General features: G+C 44.7%; 18 protein-coding genes and 1 tRNA gene. 3 read left to right on the forward strand and 16 right to left on the reverse strand.

Translation table 11 applies throughout. The features are described from left to right. Positions 1–2: 2 nt before the first annotated feature. Both tig and G3W54_RS06725 read right to left on the reverse strand, forming a co-directional pair. Positions 3–1427 carry a trigger factor gene (tig, locus tag G3W54_RS06720; protein ID WP_162652325.1) on the reverse strand — a complete coding sequence of 475 codons (1425 nt, stop codon included), beginning with the start codon at positions 1425–1427 and terminating at the stop codon, positions 3–5. 156 nt (positions 1428–1583) lie between these two features. Continuing rightward, positions 1584–1668: transfer RNA gene (locus G3W54_RS06725), tRNA-Leu, on the reverse strand. 372 nt (positions 1669–2040) lie between these two features. Between G3W54_RS06725 and G3W54_RS06730 the strand changes: the two genes are divergently transcribed. Together G3W54_RS06730 and trmFO are read left to right on the forward strand one after the other, a co-directional pair. After that, complete coding sequence (locus tag G3W54_RS06730; RefSeq protein ID WP_162652326.1) at positions 2041–2184, forward strand: DUF1127 domain-containing protein; 144 nt, start codon at positions 2041–2043, stop codon at positions 2182–2184. 328 nt (positions 2185–2512) lie between these two features. Beyond that, on the forward strand, positions 2513–3925 hold the full coding sequence (gene trmFO / locus G3W54_RS06735) for a methylenetetrahydrofolate--tRNA-(uracil(54)-C(5))-methyltransferase (FADH(2)-oxidizing) TrmFO (RefSeq protein ID WP_162652327.1): 1413 nt from the start codon (positions 2513–2515) through the stop codon (positions 3923–3925). Positions 3926–3934: 9 nt separating this feature from the next. Here trmFO and G3W54_RS06740 read toward each other — a convergent pair whose 3' ends face one another. The 5 genes from G3W54_RS06740 to yajC all read right to left on the reverse strand — a co-directional run bounded on the left by G3W54_RS06740 (position 3935) and on the right by yajC (position 8644). Beyond that, a complete protein-coding gene (locus G3W54_RS06740; protein ID WP_162652328.1) occupies positions 3935–4378 on the reverse strand; it encodes a hypothetical protein in 444 nt (147 codons plus the stop codon). Between the two features lie 30 nt (positions 4379–4408). Continuing rightward, positions 4409–5263, reverse strand: a complete 855-nt coding sequence (locus tag G3W54_RS06745; RefSeq protein ID WP_244627848.1) for a phytoene/squalene synthase family protein — start codon at positions 5261–5263, stop codon at positions 4409–4411. Positions 5264–5269: 6 nt separating this feature from the next. Continuing rightward, complete coding sequence (locus G3W54_RS06750; protein WP_162653595.1) at positions 5270–5638, reverse strand: Mth938-like domain-containing protein; 369 nt, start codon at positions 5636–5638, stop codon at positions 5270–5272. Between the two features lie 41 nt (positions 5639–5679). Further along, the gene (gene secDF / locus G3W54_RS06755; RefSeq protein WP_162652329.1) at positions 5680–8256 is read right to left on the reverse strand and encodes a protein translocase subunit SecDF; all 2577 of its coding nucleotides are present in this window, start codon (positions 8254–8256) and stop codon (positions 5680–5682) included. 61 nt (positions 8257–8317) lie between these two features. Then, entirely contained in the window at positions 8318–8644 is a 327-nt protein-coding gene (gene yajC / locus G3W54_RS06760) for a preprotein translocase subunit YajC (protein ID WP_162652330.1), read from the reverse strand. A gap of 191 nt (positions 8645–8835) precedes the next feature. Here yajC and G3W54_RS06765 point away from each other — a divergent pair, with 191 nt between their 5' ends. Continuing rightward, positions 8836–9702 carry an ATP-binding protein gene (locus G3W54_RS06765; RefSeq protein WP_162652331.1) on the forward strand — a complete coding sequence of 289 codons (867 nt, stop codon included), beginning with the start codon at positions 8836–8838 and terminating at the stop codon, positions 9700–9702. A 64-nt stretch (positions 9703–9766) separates the two neighbouring features. Here the strand turns inward: G3W54_RS06765 and G3W54_RS06770 are convergent, their stop codons facing one another. From G3W54_RS06770 to scpB, 9 genes are all read right to left on the reverse strand, one after another. Then, on the reverse strand, positions 9767–11488 hold the full coding sequence (locus G3W54_RS06770) for a peptidoglycan DD-metalloendopeptidase family protein (protein WP_162652332.1): 1722 nt from the start codon (positions 11486–11488) through the stop codon (positions 9767–9769). 107 nt (positions 11489–11595) lie between these two features. Continuing rightward, positions 11596–12249 carry a protein-L-isoaspartate(D-aspartate) O-methyltransferase gene (locus tag G3W54_RS06775; RefSeq protein ID WP_162652333.1) on the reverse strand — a complete coding sequence of 218 codons (654 nt, stop codon included), beginning with the start codon at positions 12247–12249 and terminating at the stop codon, positions 11596–11598. 2 nt (positions 12250–12251) lie between these two features. Beyond that, the gene (surE, locus tag G3W54_RS06780) at positions 12252–13007 is read right to left on the reverse strand and encodes a 5'/3'-nucleotidase SurE (protein ID WP_162652334.1); all 756 of its coding nucleotides are present in this window, start codon (positions 13005–13007) and stop codon (positions 12252–12254) included. Between the two features lie 29 nt (positions 13008–13036). Then, complete coding sequence (gene serS, locus G3W54_RS06785; protein WP_162652335.1) at positions 13037–14317, reverse strand: serine--tRNA ligase; 1281 nt, start codon at positions 14315–14317, stop codon at positions 13037–13039. 52 nt (positions 14318–14369) lie between these two features. After that, the gene (gene tatC / locus G3W54_RS06790; protein WP_162652336.1) at positions 14370–15200 is read right to left on the reverse strand and encodes a twin-arginine translocase subunit TatC; all 831 of its coding nucleotides are present in this window, start codon (positions 15198–15200) and stop codon (positions 14370–14372) included. Further along, positions 15197–15817: a Sec-independent protein translocase protein TatB gene (gene tatB, locus G3W54_RS06795; protein WP_162652337.1), complete on the reverse strand. Its 621-nt coding sequence runs from the start codon at positions 15815–15817 to the stop codon at positions 15197–15199. The genes tatC and tatB overlap by 4 nt, the downstream gene beginning before the upstream one ends. 45 nt (positions 15818–15862) lie before the next feature. Beyond that, the gene (gene tatA / locus G3W54_RS06800; RefSeq protein WP_162652338.1) at positions 15863–16063 is read right to left on the reverse strand and encodes a twin-arginine translocase TatA/TatE family subunit; all 201 of its coding nucleotides are present in this window, start codon (positions 16061–16063) and stop codon (positions 15863–15865) included. Between the two features lie 38 nt (positions 16064–16101). Continuing rightward, a complete protein-coding gene (locus G3W54_RS06805; RefSeq protein ID WP_162652339.1) occupies positions 16102–17205 on the reverse strand; it encodes an ABC transporter ATP-binding protein in 1104 nt (367 codons plus the stop codon). Between the two features lie 49 nt (positions 17206–17254). Further along, the gene (scpB, locus tag G3W54_RS06810) at positions 17255–17971 is read right to left on the reverse strand and encodes an SMC-Scp complex subunit ScpB (RefSeq protein WP_244627911.1); all 717 of its coding nucleotides are present in this window, start codon (positions 17969–17971) and stop codon (positions 17255–17257) included. Positions 17972–18008 lie beyond the last annotated feature (37 nt).

The following is an 18008-nucleotide window of genomic DNA, read 5'->3' on the forward strand; positions in this document are numbered from 1 at the left end:
AGCTAGTCTTCAGACTTTTCAGCTGCCTTTTTCTTAGGAGCAGCTTTCTTTTTTGCTGGAGCCTTTTTCTTAGCAGGCTTTGCAGCCTCTTCCTCATCTTCAGCAGTAAGTTGTTCCTTAGTTACTGTTTCATCAGTAACCTTGATAACTGTCATGAGGTGATCAATTGTTTTCTCTTCAAAGATCGGAGCACGAAGTGACTGCGCAGCGCCCGGTGTCTTTTGGAAATATTCATAGATTTCCTTCTCTTGACCCGGGAATTGGCGAACTTGTTCAAACAATGCACGCTGCAATTCATCTTCTGTAACATCAATCTCAGCGGCTTCACCAACTTGCGATAAGACAAGACCAAGACGTACGCGACGTTCTGCAAGCGCTGTATATTCAGCTCGAGCCTCGTCTTCTGTTGTATCTTCATCTTCAAACGTTTTACCGTTCTGCTCAAGATCCGTGTTTACCTGACGCCAGATATTATCAAACTCAGATTCAACTAGTTTTGAAGGTGTTTCAAACTGATGAAGTTCATCTAATTGATCCAGGATTTGACGCTTAACTTTTTGGCGCGTTAGTTGACCATACTGGCCCTCAATTTGCTCACGAACAACTTCACGAAGCTTGGCTGCAGATTCAAGACCAAGATTTGTAGCAAGTTCGTCATTAATCTCGATATCACCAGCAGCAGCAACTTCTTTTGCCTTAATTTCGAAATTTGCTTCTTTGCCAGCAAGATGTTCGGCTTGATATTCTTCAGGAAAAGTCACTGTTACAACTTTTTCGTCGCCAGCTTTAATACCAACAAGCTGGTCTTCAAAGCCCGGGATAAATTGGTTTGAACCCAAAACCAATTGAGCATCTTCGGCTGTACCACCTTCAAACGCTTCACCGTCAACTTTACCGAGATAATCCATGGTAACGCGGTCGCCCATTTTGGCAGCGCCCTTTTTAGTCTCGTAGTTACGAGCACTGTCCGCAACACGCATGACTTGCTCTTCAACTTCCGCTTCTTCAATATCGACAACTTGGCGCGTAACTGAAAGATTCGTTAGATCAGCAACTTCAAATGTTGGGATAACTTCATATGCAAGAGTGAATTCAAGATCTTTTTTAGCTGCCAAAATTTCTTCGGCTTCGTCTTGATCTTCAGTCATATTAATTTCAGGTTGTGTAGCAGACTTCTCACCGCGTTCTGAAAGAATTTCTGTAGGGCGGCTTTGAATGATCTCATTCACAAGCTCTGCCATAATAGACTTTCCGTATGTCTTCTTCATATGAGACATTGGAACTTTACCCGGACGAAATCCATTGATACGCACTTTATCTTTGGCATCAGCCAAACGCTCATTCAACTGAGTCTCCATATCCGCAGCCGGGATAGTGACCTTAAGTTCGCGCTTCAAACCTTCATTGAGGGTTTCAGTTACTTGCATATCTAACTTCCTATCAATCCGACACATTTATCGGAGATTAAATAATATTTGCCTGACCAGATTTTTTGACCGCTCAATAGGCCTAATCCTGCCTGGAGCTTCATCTCTTTCAAAGTGCGTTATCTGCGAAAGCAAACAACACACTTTGAGAAAAGATGGTACGGGTGAGAAGACTCGAACTTCCACGCCTTGCGGCACTGGAACCTAAATCCAGCGCGTCTACCAATTCCGCCACACCCGCATTCCAGAGGCCCTGATAGACGCCCTTTCAGGTTATGTCAACACGATAACGAGATTGTTTTTCACCAATTACATAACAACCGAGCGTAAGCTGAAGATTTAATCAAAGCACGCAGTAATATTGAAGCATAATTCTGCTGACATTTTGTCAAAAACCGTCAGTCTTTATGATCACTGTCCTTATATACACATATTGGCTATTATTTGATCAGTACAAACTAGAATTGCCACATAATATGACAAAAATATGACGAGCTATGCACACAGCGCATATCTCATATACATATATTGCGCTGCACAAATCGATACAGGTGTACTATATTCAAATCATCAACGGAGCGGAAACGCTTCAATAGATTGAAGGAATATAAAGATGAACATTCGTAAATCATACAAGAACTGGCGCGATTACCGCAGGACAGTGAACGAATTAAATTCCCTGTCATCTCGTGACCTAAATGATCTAGGCATACAGCGTAGTGAAATCACTACAGTTGCTCGCGCAGTCGTTAAGTAATTAAAATTTCGGATCGGTATTCTCCTCCCAATTGAGCCGGTTCGAATTAGCTGACATATTTCTTCCTCCCATGTCAGCTATTTGATAAAGCGCCCACCTATCCTCCTCCCAAGGTGGGCGCTGATCAAAACATAGAATTCAAGCAGCACATCCTCCTCCCAGTGCTGCTGAATAGATCGGCAAACATCCTCCTCCCAGTTTGTCCGTTCGAAATAGATAACACTCGCTGCACCTCCTCCCGCAGCGAGTGTTATTCTTTTTGAGGGCCATTTTCTTCAGACACAAATTATCTCTTCACAGTCATATCAGCTTGGCTTAAAGAACAATTATGACATCATCATCTCATAAACCTATTCACATCATAGGTGGCGGACTTGCAGGCAGCGAAGCTGCTTGGCAGATCGCATCTCGCGACATTCCTGTTATTCTCCATGAAATGCGCCCAAAGCGCGCGACAGAAGCACACAAGACCGAAGGCTTGGCAGAACTCGTATGTTCAAACTCATTCAGGTCTGACGACGCGGAAAATAATGCCGTTGGTGTTCTTCACGCAGAAATGCGTTTGGCCAACTCACTTATTATGAAATGCGCTGACGCAAACCAAGTTCCCGCAGGTGGCGCACTTGCAGTTGATCGTGACGGATTTTCCCAAGCCGTTACCGCCGAATTGGAGGCACACCCGCTAATAACTATTGAACGCGAAGAAGTGGCCGGCCTTCCACCCCAAGAATGGGATCTTTCAATCGTCGCAACAGGTCCTCTCACAGCACCTGATTTAGCAAATTCAATTATTGAGCAAACTCAAAGTGATGCTCTAGCCTTTTTTGATGCCATTGCACCGATTATACACACAGATAGCATCGATATGGATATCTGCTGGTTCCAATCTCGCTATGATAAGATAGGACCTGGCGGCACAGGCAAAGATTACATCAACTGCCCAATGAATGAAGATCAGTATAACGCATTTATTGATGGCCTCATTGAAGGTGATTCGACTGAATTTAAGGAATGGGAAGGCACGCCATATTTTGATGGATGCCTACCAATTGAAGTCATGGCCGAGCGTGGCCGCGAAACCCTACGCCACGGTCCAATGAAACCAAGAGGGCTGACGAACGCGCATGATCCTGAACACAAACCATATGCAGTTGTGCAACTTCGCCAAGATAATGCGCTTGGAACCTTATATAATATGGTCGGCTTTCAAACTAAATTGAAATATGGCGCACAAGCGGATATTTTTCGCATGATTCCAGGCCTCCAAAATGCCGAATTCGCAAGATTGGGCGGTCTACATCGCAATACATATCTTGATTCGCCGAAGCTGCTAGACCCGACACTTCAGCTACACTCGCGAAAGGGATTACGTTTTGCGGGCCAAATCACCGGATGTGAAGGCTATGTTGAAAGTGCAGCAATTGGTTTGCTTACGGGCCGCTTTGCTTCTGCCGATCGACTGGGACAACCAACTGATCTACCTCCAACAACATCAGCATTCGGAGCGCTCTTAAATCATATTACAGGTGGGCATCTAAGCTCAGATGCTGAAAAGGGCAAACGCTCTTTCCAACCTATGAACGTAAATCTCGGGCTTTTCCCGCCACTAGCTGAAGAAGATATTCTCGCAAAACCGGAAGGCGCACGCTGGAAGAAAAAAGAAAAACGGGCTGCAAAAAAGCAAGGGCTTTGCGCGCGCGCGTTAAAAGATTGTGCAACTTGGTTAGAAAACAGCTGCTAATCGCAATTATCAAACATTATCTTTGGTCTCGGCCATCTTGAGACCAAAGCTGCCGCAGATCCAAAGCGATACTTCTGCCGCATCTTGAGGTTCCAAGAATTCGTAAACACCGCCGATAGCACTGCCTTCCTCAAAATTGAGAATAAGTCCCGCCCCATCGTCGGTTAAACTAACTCCAATTTCGCCAGGTTGGATAAGGCGAACAACGTAAGTTTTGCCGACAACTTGTGTCAGGCCAGTTTTACCGTCAGCCAGCCGCATGAATGTGGTGCGACCTTCCTTATCCATCAGCACAGAGCGCACAGCCTCATCAGGGAAAACATTCCCAAATTCCACAATAGCTTCGCCCGGGTCTCGCACGCTTACAGCCTTAGGGTGACGCATAATGCGTAGCGTCAATAAACATATCGCTATGATTGTTGCTAAGAAAATATAGTTAGCTGTATTTTCCAAAAGTATATTCCAAAATTCAATTTACTTCACTTAGAAGATGCCTCGTCGTGAGGTGCGCCACAAGTCCCATTGGTTCTTCAAACCAGACGGCGCGCAACTTTCAACGAGACATCGGGCACCGAACTTAGAAGCACGTTTGAAAATACTATCACAATTTGCCATCCGCAAAAACGCATCGCTCAGTACAGGAGAGATATCTCGTGCATATTCTCTTGCTTTGCGTAAGTGATTCTCTCCATAAGATGCAAACTCGCGAATCACTTCTGCATTCCTAGCTTCATCTACCCCTTTAAGAAAGCTCTCACGATCAAGGCCGGTTTCATTCAGTAATTCCAAGGGAATGTAAAGTTGCCCGCGCGCGCGGTGATCTGCTAGTCGTAACAAATGAGTAGCGACAGAATACGCAACACCAGCATGACCGGAGGTGCTCGCCGCAAATTTAGCATGTTCAGACGATATGATTTGGCAGGATAGCTGCATCAAAATGGATGCAGTCTCACCACAATAACCTTCATATGTAGCAAAGTCCGGCATCGGATCATCATAAAGATCAAATATTCTTGCTCGGCAATATCCATCAAAACTGACGCGGTTTAGATCGTACCGCTCTATAACCTGATTTAGCGCATTAGAAAGCGGGTTGGCCGAAGCTTCGTCTTTTCGTGCATATTCAGCTGTCACTTCACGCCACCATTGTAATCGGATTTCGCCGGGTAATGGCTCGCGAATCATATCGCGAATACGAGAAACTTCTGCATGAAATGCATACAAAACAGCAATCGGCAGTCGATGCGGGTCCCCCATCAACAAGCATGCAAGGTAGCTTGACCTGTCGAAGTTCTTTAAGTTTTCTGAGATAAGTTGATCATCAATATCCATATGCATGATGACTTAAACCACTATAAATGCTGCGCCTACGGCTCGCTGCTCCGCGAGCAGTACATTATATGTTCGAACCGCAGCTCCAGTGCTCATTGGATCACTCGAAATTGCGCGAGATTTAAACGCTTCTTTCAGCTCCAATGGTAACATTTTAATATCTAGCCCCGTACCTACGAGAAAAACCTCAAGATCAGAGGCTTCTCCCCAGACTTTGGAAAACAAGTTAGCGGTTAATTCAGTACCTTGCTCAACATTCCAGCCATAAATTCCAGATGGTAAGCATAACAACGAACCACGATGAGACATATCGGCAAAACGAAACCCACCATTACCGTAGGCATCAATTGGCGCCCGCCCTGGAAAATGAGCCTCATTCATTTTAAGGCTCACATCGGGTATTTGCTGATCGCCAGCTTCACTCACGTATCAAATTGCACAGGAAGTGTGCCCTCTGTCTCATCCTTCTTCTTTACTTTGTCATCCAATCCTTTACGGAAATCTTCTGGGCGCAATTTAAACAAGATCAGAATCGGCGCTGCGATAAAGGTTGATGAGTATGTGCCGACAATAACACCAAAGATCATGGCGAATGTGAATGATTGGATCACCTCACCACCAAACAGGAACAATGCAAGAAGAGCAAGCAATGTCGTTACAGACGTAAGCATTGTACGCGAGAGCATTTGATTAACTGAAAGATCAAGCAACGCATCAAGCGGCTTCTTTTTGTATCGCCTTAGATTTTCTCGAACACGGTCATAAACCACCACGGTATCGTTAAGCGAATAACCAACAATGGTCAGTACCGCCGCGACACTTGAAAGGTTGAACTCAACACCCGACAATACAAATATACCTATCGTAAGCAATACATCATGGAAAGTCGCGACGACAGCACCAATTGCAAACTGCCATTCAAAACGAAGCCAAATATAGATCAGGATCGCAAACAAAGCGCCACCAACTGCTAGCGCACCTGCTGTTGCAAGTTCTGATGATACAGTTGGACCCACAACCTCGACACGTCTAAATTCATATTCACTGTCAAGTTCAGCGCGAACGAGTGTTACAACATTTTGCTCTGAACTCTCACTACCATCTTGGGCTTGAACCCGAATAAGAACTTCTTCGGGCGAGCCAAATTCTTGAACTTGAACATCGCCTAAATTTAATTCCGACATACGTGTACGAAGATCACCCAAGTCTGCGGGCCCATCTTGTGAACGAACCTCAATTATGGAGCCACCTTTAAAATCAATGCCGTAGTTCATATCAATAGTGAAGAACAATGCAACAGAGGCAACCGCCGCAAAGACAGACGCAATAAACGCGGCATTCCGAAGCTTCATAAATTTAAAATTAAATTCGCTCGGTAACATACCCATTAAGCCATCAGGCAGAGCTTTGGGACGGCGACGCTTAAACCAGAACGCCATCATCCAACGTGTTAGGGTAAATGCCGAGAAGACAGTTGTTATAATACCAATTGTTAAAGTAACCGCAAAGCCCTTAACAGGGCCAGTACCGACGAAGAACAGAATTGCAGCTGCGATCAGCGTTGTAATATTAGCATCTAAAATTGTCGTTAGCGCGCGCGCAAAACCAGCTTCGATTGCCTGAACTAGGTTTCGCCCTGCCCGAGCTTCTTCCCGAATACGTTCATAAATCAGAACATTGGAGTCAACCGCCATACCGACGGTTAGAACGATACCCGCAATACCTGGCAGCGTAAGCGTCGCGCCAAACAGCGTCAAAATCGCCATAATCATCACAATATTCGCAATCAAGGCTATATTGGCAACAATTCCAAGCACGCCATAGGCAAGAATCATAAATACGACAACCAAAACAGCGCCGATTATGCCAGCAACTTTACCTGCTGCAATAGAATCTGCTCCAAGGCTTGGACCAACTGTTCGCTCTTCAATGATTGTGAGCGTCGCAGGCAATGCACCCGCACGCAACAGAATCGCAAGATTATTGGCTTCTTCAACAGTAAAGTTACCAGAGATCTGTCCTGAGCCACCCAAAATTGGTTCATTAATACGTGGTGCGGAAATAACCTGATCATCAAGTACAATTGCAAATGGAAGGCCAACATTTTGTTGTGTTGCCTGCCCAAAACGCTGAGCACCCTTGGTGTCAAAACGGAATGTAACAATGGGTTCATTGGTTTGTTGATCAAAACCAGCTTGCGCATCAACCAGATTTTCGCCAGCAACCAAAACGCTTCTTTGAATAAGGTAAGAACCTTCTGCTTCGTTTGATGCAGGCAAAATCTCAGATGTAGCAGGTGGTCGACCGTTTATAGCCTCTTGAACGGGCATTGACGTATCAACCATGCGAAATGTGAGTTTCGCTGTTGTTTTAAGTATTTCCTTTAGCTGTTGAGGGTCCTCAAGCCCAGGGACTTGAACCAGCAAGCGATCGCTGCCTTGGCGCTGAATTGTTGGTTCTGTTGTTCCCAACTCATCAACACGACGTCTGACAACCTCAATTGATTGCGCAACAGCAGCTGAAACACGATAATCAATACCAGCTTCTGATAAAGAGAACCGCAGTAACCCTTCTTGAGGTTCCTCACGCGTAATCTCTACAATAGTACCGCCACCGAGCAATCCACCATCAACCGGTACCAGAAGTTCGTCTAAAATATCCTTAGCCTGCTCGATTTCATCATTATTGCGAATGCGAACCTGTACAGCTTGTCCAGCAGCAGAAAGCCCCGTGTAACCGATGCCCTCGGCCCTTAGAAGCCGTCTCACATCATCTCGTGTCGTCTGTATACGCTCTTCAATGATTTCGTTGCGCTCAAGGCGCAATAACATGTGCGAGCCACCTTGAAGATCAAGGCCAAGCGTTACCTGCCCTTTCGGCATAAAGTCTGGAAAATTTTTTAACGTATTCTCAGAAAGTAAATTTGGCAGAGCAACAACAGCGCTCATGAAAACGGCTAACCAAATAAGGGTTGTTTTCCAACGGGCAAAGTAAAGCATATATGTCTCGATAAGATATGTATGATCATAGCTTCCGAAGAAACTATGATCAATTTAAGGCCTATTCTTTTACAGGCTCGGATTTAGCGCGAACGTCCGCTAGTAGCGAACGCATAACACGCATTTTCGTACCATCAGCAACTTCGATTTCAAGCTCGGCATCATCGACAACTTTAGATACTTTACCGATAATTCCACCGCCTGTAACAACCTGATCGCCACGACGAACAGCGCTCAACATTTCAGCACGTTTCTTTTGCTGATTGCGCTGTGGACGAATGATCAAAAAATACATTACAACAAAAATGAGAACGAATGGAATAATCGTAGCAACGATATCACCACCACCACCTGTGGCTGACTGAGCATAAGCTGGGGTTACAAACATAAAAAACTCCCTAATGGATGACCATTTTAAAATTAGAATTAGTTGAGCGGAATATAGTGTTCAAAAACGGGAATGCAACGACAAACCACTGCTTTTGCGTATCAAATATCAAACTCTAAGCAATATGAAGCCTGTGCTAACGCAAGTTTATTTGATAATCAACGTCTTCAAGGAAATTCGAGGCGTTAAAAATGAACGAAACAACACTAAATAAAATCATGTCAGAACTAGAACTTCTGCGCAAAGCAGTTCAATCCATCGCTCCTAAGGCGAAAAAAGAAATCAATTTCCAATCAGCTGACTGTTTTGTCTGGTCGCCCACAAGTTCGTTTTTACAACCCGTAGCCGATCCAAATCGGATCAATATAGGCCTTATCAAGGGTGTTGATCACGTCCGTGATATCCTTATCGATAATACTGAACGTTTTGCGGATGGGCTTCCAGCAAACAATACACTGCTTTGGGGTGCTCGCGGCATGGGCAAATCATCATTGGTAAAATCAGTGCATGCGCACACAGCCGCAAACAGAAATGCAGAAATTAAGCTTATTGAGATTCATCGTGAAGATATTGATACGCTTCCTGAGCTATTAAACATTCTACGTGCTCAAGATACACGGTTCATATTGTTTTGCGATGACCTGTCATTTGATCATGACGATACATCCTATAAGTCTCTAAAAGCAGCACTAGATGGAGGAATTGAAGGCAGGCCGGATAATGTGATTTTTTACGCAACATCCAACCGCCGCCATCTACTCCCCCGCAACATGATGGAAAACGAGAGCTCTACCGCAATTAACCCGCACGAATCTGTCGAGGAAAAAGTATCGCTCTCTGACCGTTTCGGACTATGGTTGGGTTTTCATAAATGCAATCAAGATGACTATTTATCAATGGTTTACGGTTATGCAGAGCATTTTAATCTTGAGATCGATAAAGATAGTTTAAAAGCTCAATCATTGGAATGGGCGACCACCCGAGGATCTCGCTCTGGACGTGTCGCATGGCAATTCACGCAGGACTTGGCGGGGCGCCTTGGTAAAAAACTCTCATAAATAATGAAAAGGCCCGTCTACTTGAACGAGCCTTTTCATCTTATTTTCGCCTGGAGGGCGTCTTTTATTCAAGATATGATATCGGGTTTTTGGGAACAGCTTTATCCCGTACTTCAAAATGAAGTTTCGGGCGTTTTGCCGATCCGGACATACCACTGTGAGCAACCACCTGACCACGTGTAACTTTATCCCCTCGACTCACATTCAAGCTTCGTGCATGGGCATAAACAGTCACAAGATTATCATCATGACGAACCAGAACAGTGTTTCCAAATCCTTTTAAACCGCTATCGGCATATATAACCACGCCATTTTCCGCAGCTTTAATAGGAGATCCCTCTGGCATTAAGATATCAATGCCATCATTTCGCTTTCCTGCTTCCGTTTTACCGCCAAAACTTGTCACAATTTGTCCTTTGGCAGGCCAGCGAAGCTTGTCAATGCCTGTTTTCTTTGGTGCAACGACATCTGTTTCTATTTTAGCAGTCCGCGTAAGTGCATCGTTTTTCTCGGAGATCGACTTCTTCGTTGCTGCTAATTTTTCGCGACCAGTCCGATCAACTACAGGCACCTTTGCTGAAACGGACGCCGTCATTGTATTATCAGGTGCCATCGCTTTAAACGACTTGTTTGGAATAGTCAGACGTTGACCTATCCGAATATTTGAAGACGTCAAGCCATTTGCAGCTTTAAGTGCCGATACACTAACTCCATGCTTATACGCTACGCGGTTTAGCGTATCACCTGAAGAAACTGTGTAGGCACCTGTATTACTTACAGCTTTTTTAGTCGGCGTTGCGAATGGCTTATTACTCACAACCTTCAACATTCCGTCCCGCACATTTGGAACAGGAGCGCTAGAACCACGTGGGAACATCGTTTTGCTTCCACGGTGAGAATTTGCAGACTTCGTCAATACATCATTATCAGGCGCCGAAACTGGAGCTGCTGATGAATAAGCATAAACCGGTATCGTGAGTATCTGTCCTGATTTAATTGTACGAGAATCTACAATATTATTAGCTCGCAGGATTTCAGCTGCCGGAACACCATAGCGCCGAGATAGATTATATACAGTTTCGCCCTCTGATAGTGAGACTTTTGTTCCACCGATTGTCGACCAACCACCTTTACGTGCTTGAGTTTTTGGTGGGATCGAACCAGTCACAATAGGATCTGGTGTCATCGGAACGAGTGATTTCGGTTGGGATACAGGCTTAATAGATCCTGTTACAATAGAATTCTGAGTACTTGGCGCTATCATTCTTACAGGCGCCTTAGCAACTATTGGGGCTTCAACAACGTTGTTGAGAGACTTTTTCTCCTTACGTGAAAGAGCCTTGCGAACTTTATCTGCGAATGATGGTTTTGTTGATGCTGGTAATGTTTCACGAACTACGCTTGTTTGTTTAGCAGGAGTAGCTGCTGCTTGATACAAATCTCGTGGCGCATTTGCGGGATTGTTTGATATCGAAGCAGTATGAATAGGTGACGGAGATCTTGTGGCATCCGGATATTGCTGAACGGTTGCTTGCCGCTGATAAGTGGACGGAGCACGATAATCGCCAGGATAACTTTGTGTCTGAGTACCATTGCCAACGGGCGCCAACCCATCTGCAAGTGGCTGTTTTACCGAAGCTGTTGTCAGCTGACCATCATTTAGGGCATTATGATACGAAAATCGACTCATGTCCGAACTGCAACCAGCGATAGTGCCAGCCATCAAAACCATCGAGAGGGTCTTTAACGTTGTCCGATAAGGACGAGATAACTCATATTTACTCATAATCAACACCAATTACGCAAAACAATATGTGCGTATTAAAGCGCGTTAATGTTACCGAGCAGTTAAATTTACCAAAAAAAAACTATAATGCGCCATTTGAGTCAAAATTAAAGCGCGGCGGCAAGTCCCTCAAGCAATGGGCTATCATAAACCTCGAACAGGTCTTCTCGCTCAAAACGGCTTCCAATTTTTGTAAGACGAACCATTTTTGCTGTACCATTACCGAGGGATAACGGGGCAATCATTACGCCGCTTGATGTTAGAAATTCAACGAAATGACGCGGCATATCTTTAAAACTTGCCGAGACGAAGATCCGGTCAAATGTACCCTCACCTTCCACACCTTGGAGACCATCTGCATGTTTTGCAATTACATTTGTTGCACCGATTTGCTCATACTTCTCATTGGCTAAAGTCACATGATTTTTGTAACGATCCACCGTCAAAACTTTTTCGCCTAATCTCGACAACACAGCACCGGAATAGCCACTTCCGCATCCAACTTCCAAAATTTTATGATGTGATTGGACATCTAATTGCTGAAGTAATCTGGCTAGCGTATCTACGCTTTCACAAAACCCACCGCAGGCAATAGGGAACATCTGAGAACTATATACAGTATTTTTAAATTCCGGAGAAAGAAATATACGGCGCGGAATGCTTTCGATTGCGGTCAACAGTGCATTACCTGTTACATCAAGGCCTCGAAGCCTGAGTAACATCGCAGCAAGTTGTTCTCTTTCAAGCGCCTGATTGCTCATGTTTAAAATGCCTGTTCTAGAGCCTTCCTCAATTCATGATCGGTCATATCTACCCTAACTGGTGTTATCGATATCTTACCATGAGATAGTGCTGCCAAATCAGTACTTCCACATTCTTCATGTTCACCTTCTTTAAACTTAAGCCAGTAATAAGGCCTTCCAACACCGTCAATTCGCTCTTCAATTGTTAAACCGTGCATGCGTCTTGCTTGTCGCGATATCATAACATGCTGATCGTCATCACTAAGTTCAATTGGAAAGTTTACATTCAAGAATGAATTTGTCGGCAAATCAATATCTATTAGTTTCTTTAAAATAGATGCTGCCATTTTTTGCGAGACATCCCACTTTACCGGACCAATTCCCAAGCTCCAATCATGAGCTTGACTAAGAGCAATGGATTTGATTCCCAAAATAGCACCTTCCATAGCCCCAGCAACTGTGCCTGAATATGTTATGTGGTCCGCTGCATTTTGCCCTGCATTTACACCAGAAAGAATTAGATCAGGCGGATTATCCATCAATTGACGAACAGCTACAATGACGCAGTCCGTTGGTGTGCCGTTTACTGCAAAGACATGTCTTTCTATTTCACGAACCCGAAGTGGTTGAGCCAATGTAAGAGCATGCGAAACACCACTTTGATTGGTCTCCGGTGCCACAACCCAAATATCATCTGAAAGCTCCGTGGCAGCTTTACAAAGAACCACAAGACCCTCTGCATCAATCCCGTCATCATTTGTAACCAATATACGCATTGTGCAAAGTCCTATGAATGAGAGAGATCTTACCGTTTTTCTATTTTGGTGACGCCACCCATATATGGCAAGAGTACATCTGGCACTGAAATGGAACCATCCTCATTGAGATAATTTTCCATGACAGCAATAAGACAGCGACCAACGGCAACACCCGATCCATTGAGTGTATGCACAATTTGCGTGGTTTTACCATCTTCCAAACGATAACGCGCATTCATGCGTCTACCTTGAAAATCGCCACAGACTGAGCAAGAAGAAATCTCACGATAAGCATCCTGCCCGGGCAACCAAACTTCGATATCATAGGTTTTACGCGCACCAAAGCCCATGTCACCACCACAAAGCGTAACAACACGATAATGGAGCCCGAGCTTTTGCAAAACAGCTTCTGCACACCCCACCATGCGCTCCAGCTCATCTAAAGAACTATCAGCGTCCGTAATTGAAACCATTTCGCACTTCATAAATTGGTGCTGCCTTAACATGCCACGTGTATCTCGACCTGCAGAACCAGCCTCAGATCGAAAACAAGGCGTCAGCGCTGTATATCGCAGCGGCAACTGCTTCTGATCAAGAATCTGTTCGCGTACAAGGTTGGTTAGAGACACCTCCGCAGTAGGAATAAGCCACCTACCCTCTGTGGTGTGAAATAGATCCTCGGAAAATTTAGGTAGTTGACCGGTACCAAATAAGGCTTCATCACGCACCAATAGTGGTGGATTAATTTCCTCTATTCCATGCTCGACCGTATGAACATCAAGCATAAACTGACCCAAGGCACGCTCCAAGCGAGCTAGACCACCTTTTAACACAGTAAATCTAGACCCGGACATTGCGGCCGCAGCCTCAAAATCCATGAGCCCTAATTCTTCACCAATTTCAAAATGTTCTTTTGCTGGGTGATTCCAACCGGGTTTTTGGCCAACTTTTCTCTCTTCGCGATTGTCATCTTCGGTAAGACCTTCGGGAATATCTGAATATGGAATATTCGGAAGTGTAGCCAATAAATCAGACAGAGCAGCATCGGCTGTTCGAGCTTCTTCCTCAACTGACTGCATCTCGTCTTTTAACTTGGATACTTCGGTCTTCAACGCTTCGGCTTTGTCAAAGTCCTTCTGGCCCATAGCAGCGCCGATTTCTTTTGACGCACTATTGCGACGAGATTGCATGTCTTGAAGTTTCTGAACGATCGAGCGACGCGCTTCATCGGCCTTAAGAACTAAGTCCGCTTGCTTTTCCGCTCCGCGCACTAAAAGCGCAACATCTAATAGTTCGGGGTTTTCACGTATCCATTTAATATCAAGCATGATGGTCCAACAGTCTTATTGAGGGGGTTGAAGTACGTCCAAAAGGTGCGACTTACTCTTCGTCTTCGTCAGAATATCCCGACTTCTTCAGCTCTTCTTTTCTACGTCGATCAACTATGCGAGCGCAATAGATAGCGACCTCGTAAAGAAGGATTGTAGGCAATGCAAGGCCTATCTGAGAAGCAGGATCAGGCGGCGTTAGCACCGCAGCCATAATAAAGGCAAGTACGATGGCATATTTCCGCTTCGTGGAAAGTGTCTCCGCAGTCAGCAATCCAGCACGCGCCATCAGCGTTGTTACCACAGGCAACTGAAAGACAAGACCAAACGCAAAGATAAGCGTCATAATAAGACTTAAATATTCAGACGTCTTCGGAAGTAATGTGATTGACGCAACGCCAGATCCCCCTAGCTGCTGCGTACCTAAGAAAAACAACATCGCCACAGGAATAAGAACGAAATAAACAATTGCACCGCCGATGATAAACAAAATCGGCGAAGCAATAAGGAATGGCAAAAATGCTGAACGCTCATTTTTATAAAGACCTGGTGCAACAAACTTATAAATCTGTGTCGCGATCACAGGAAATGACAGCAACATACCACCAAAAAAGCCAATTTTAACTTGTGTGAAGAAGAACTCTTGAGGTGCCGTGAAAATAAATTTTATTTCCTGATCTTGAATACCTGACCATTCAACAGCCCATGAGTACGGCAAAATGAGCAAATTATAAATCTGGCTGCCCAATGCAAAACAAAAAGCAAATGCAATGATGAAACCAGCAACCGCCCAAATCATACGGCGGCGCAATTCAACTAAATGCTCAACAAGTGGCTGCGGTTGGTCATCGATCTCCGCTTCATTACTCACGGGATCGTTCATTTGACCTTAGCCTTTCCTGTATCGACGCTTGCGCCTTTTGTTTTTGCTATTGTTGTACGTGGTTTACGCACATTTGTTTTTGGTGCAACTGGCGACTTATTTGTCGACGTTTTTGCGGCAGGTTTACGACCGGTTGATTTACGAACCGGTGCGGTCGTTTTTTTCGGTGCAGCAGCTTTCTTTGCGGCTGTCTTCTGCCCAGCAGCTTTACGTGCTGTTGTTTTACGCACTGGTGCCTTTGCAGCAGCAGCCTTCGCCTCTTTCTCGCCCACTGAACGAGCTGCATCAGAAATTTCTTCCGGCTTCGGCACCCATGGCTTTACAGGCTTAGCATCTTCTACCGCGTCACTAATTTCCGCACCAACGTCATTGACTGCGTCTTTTACCTGATTAAGCGGATTGTAGCTTTTAGCCTCAGCAACTGTTTGCCTCAACTCATCTAATTCAGATTCTTCCAGTGCATCGTCAAACTGCCGTTTGAAATCATTTGCCATGCCACGATATTTTTTAACCGTGCGCCCAAACGCACGAAGCATGGGCGGCAAATCCTTTGGACCAACCACCAAAATCAAAACCACAGCAACCATAAGCAGCTCAGGCCAGCCAATATCGAACATACTAGATAACTTTCAACAGTATCAATCTAACGAAATGAAAAGCTATTAAACTTTATCTTTTTCGGCTTGTTTTTCAACTTCAACTGTTTTTGATTCAGCCGTATCGACTTCCTCTTTCATACCGCTTTTAAAGCTTTTAATACCTTTAGCGACATCGCCCATCAATTGTGGAATTTTACCGCGGCCAAAGAAGACCAATACAACTAGCAAAATGATGACAATCTGCAGGGGACCAATATTTCCCATAATTTACTCCTAATGTTCTTTCTTTTTATGTAGGATATTTATGCAGAAGATTCAAACAAGAATACGTCCTGATCATTAATTTTTAAAAATACATCAGAAGCTGATTGGGGCAAGTTGCCTGCACGGATACTCGCATGGATAAGATTATCGGTGCCTGATACCGCTAATTGCAGCTGTTCAAGCCTACCAACAAACTTTCTGGTAATGATACGAGCCGGCATACCGCCTGCTTTAGTATCAACCATCACACCTGAATGTCTGATGGCGACGTCGAGCTTTATTCCATCTGCAAATTTTGCAGCATCCACCACGCCTACAGGCGTATCCACTTTACCTGATTTAGTTGTTGCTGAAAGTACATTAAGATCAGAGAAAAAGCTTGCTGTGAAAAGGTCTTTGGGGGTTTGATAAAGATCACGACCAGTACCAACTTGTACAAGTTTTCCATCCTTTAAGAGTGCAATTCGATCAGCCACTTGCATAGCTTCATCAGCATCGTGCGTTACAATAATAGATGTGGCGCGCGCTTCACGCAAAATAGAAAGAGTATCACTACGAACGACCTCTTTAAGTCTTGAATCCAAACCTGAAAATGGCTCATCCATTAAAAGAACAGACGGTCGCGGCGCGATGGCTCGAGCCAAGGCAGCCCTTTGCTGCTCACCACCGGATAAAAGATGTGGGTAAGCATTTTGGTATTGTTCAAGCCCTACCCTTCTCAATGAGAGGATCGCCTGTTTTTCAGCCTCATCAGCAGAAAGAGCAGTTAATCCAAATTTCGTATTATCCAATATTGTCATGTGCGGAAAAAGCGCAAAATCTTGAAACATAAGTCCAATGCCGCGTTTCTCAGGCGGTAATGCTTTTTTCGGATTAGCAATCTCTTGCCCGTTGAGTAAAAGCCGTCCCTGGCTTTGAACTTCAATCCCCGCCGCAAGTCGAAGCAAAGTGGTTTTACCAGAGCCAGACGGCCCAAGAAGACACATGACTTCGCCCGGTTTCACTGTTAAATCTATACCACAAAGAACAGGTTCACTGTGATAACTATGATGAATATTTTCAAAAGTCAGGCTAGCTGCAAAGCTCACGCCTGCCTTTTGGCGAATATCCATACTGATACTTTTGTCTGAATTTGGTGCCATATTCTAAAGCCGCAATTTGGAACTTAGATTTAAAGTTCCTTCAACTGCTTTAATCCACTTCATCACCCATTGGTGTCAAGAGGCCAAGATCTTCCAAATCCATATCTGAAATCGGATCTTCATCTTCGGTTAGCTCATCACCATCAAACGGAACAGGAATTTGAAAATTACTGGGAATGCGGCTGGACAGCAAACCGGAGCCTTTTAATTCATCCAGTCCAGGTAGATCTTTAAGGTTTTCCAACCCAAAATGATCGAGGAAATCGCGGCTTGTACCATATGTTACGGGTCTACCAGGCGTGCGTCTACGCCCCCGCATACGTACCCATTCGGCCTCCATCAACAAATCTAATGTACCTTTTGAAGTCGCGACACCACGAATTTCTTCAATCTCGGCACGTGTGACCGGCTGATGATAAGCAATAATTGCAAGAACCTCGAGTGCAGCACGTGAAAGTTTACGAACTTCTGTTTCTTCTTGCCGAATGAGAAATGAAAGATCCGCCGAAGTTCGAAACGCCCATGCGTCATCAATACGCAGCAAATTTATGCCACGAGATGCATAAAAATCAGATAACCGCAGCATCACGGCTTCAACATCGATGCCATCAGGCAGTTTAGACGCAATAAATTTTTGAGAAACGGGCTGCCCAGAGGAAAATACCAGCGCCTCCGCAATACGCTCTGCGTCCTTAAGTGCATGATCGCGCAACGCGTCAACTGCATCTTCTGACTGAATAGAATGATGACCAATGTCATCATCCATATATTCATCACGATGTTCGCCCATCTCGGTCAAGCCA

Origin of the sequence: Lentilitoribacter sp. Alg239-R112, assembly GCF_900537175.1 — a bacterium.
Lineage (GTDB): Bacteria > Pseudomonadota > Alphaproteobacteria > Rhizobiales > Rhizobiaceae > Lentilitoribacter.